This window comes from Paraburkholderia sp. BR13439, from assembly GCF_040948805.1.
GTDB lineage: Bacteria > Pseudomonadota > Gammaproteobacteria > Burkholderiales > Burkholderiaceae > Paraburkholderia > Paraburkholderia youngii.
The window spans coordinates 1-920 of the sequence record NZ_JBFPKN010000121.1 but is presented as its reverse complement, the minus strand read 5'-3'; the positions used below and the strand labels follow the sequence as shown (position 1 = coordinate 920).

General features: G+C 59.5%; 1 protein-coding gene and 1 pseudogene. Both read left to right on the top strand.

Going from position 1 to position 920, the window contains the following annotated elements:
* Positions 1–90 precede the first annotated feature (90 nt).
* Positions 91–285: pseudogene (locus tag AB3X96_RS42465) on the top strand (transposase); the annotation flags it as partial.
* Between the two features lie 44 nt (positions 286–329).
* Positions 330–908 carry an IS5 family transposase gene (locus tag AB3X96_RS42460; RefSeq protein WP_368594407.1) on the top strand — a complete coding sequence of 193 codons (579 nt, stop codon included), beginning with the start codon at positions 330–332 and terminating at the stop codon, positions 906–908.
* The last annotated feature ends 12 nt before the right edge of the window (positions 909–920 follow it).

The window sequence follows — 920 nt, the reverse complement described above, 5'->3', positions numbered from 1 at the left end:
CTTAGAGACGGAATCAAAAAGACCCACTGGGGGCTGTTAACCTTCTCGGCAAGCTGTTAACCTTGGCCACCTGAACAACTGGAACCAAGGATGGGCGCGCCGATTGTTGATGACGGACTGTGGACACTGATCGAGCCATTGCTGCCTTCGCTCAAACCCCGGCGCAAGAAGTATCCAGGCCGGTTGCCGGTTGCGAACCGAGCTGCACTGAACGGCATTCTGTTCGTGCTCAAGACCGGTATCCGCTGGCGGGACCTGTCGACCAAATTGGGATTCGGATCGGGGTCAACCTGCTGGCGACGGTTGCGCGACTGGCAGAAGGCCGGCGTGTGGAAGCGATTGCACGAGCTACTGCTGGCGAAGTTACGCGAGGCAGGCGAACTCGATTTCTCACGAGCAGCCGTCGACTCTTCATCCGTGCGAGCTGTGGGGGCGGGCGAAAAACTGGTCCGAACCCCACGGATCGCGCGCGACCAGGTTCCAAGCACCACATTCTCGTAGACGCCAATGGCGTTCCTGTCAGCGCGATCCTCACTGGCGCGAATCGCAACGACGTCACCCAGCTGCTGCCGCTGCTTGACGCCATTCCACCGATTCGCGGCGTACGTGGCCGGCCGCTTCAGAAGCCCAAGGTCATCTACGCAGACCGTGGCTATGACTCCGAGGCGCATCGCCAGAAACTTCGCGAGCGCGGCATCAAGCCGGTGATCGCCAAGCGCCGGACAGAACACGGCAGTGGTCTGGGCAAATTCCGCTGGGTTGTCGAACGTACGCATGCGTGGCTTCACAACTTCCGTCGTCTTCGCATTCGCTTCGAACGTCGGGCCGACATTCACGAAGCACTTCTCAAATTCGGTTGCTCCCTCGTCTGCTGGAACATCTTCAGACGGACGGAGCAGCCTTTTTGAATCCATCTCTTA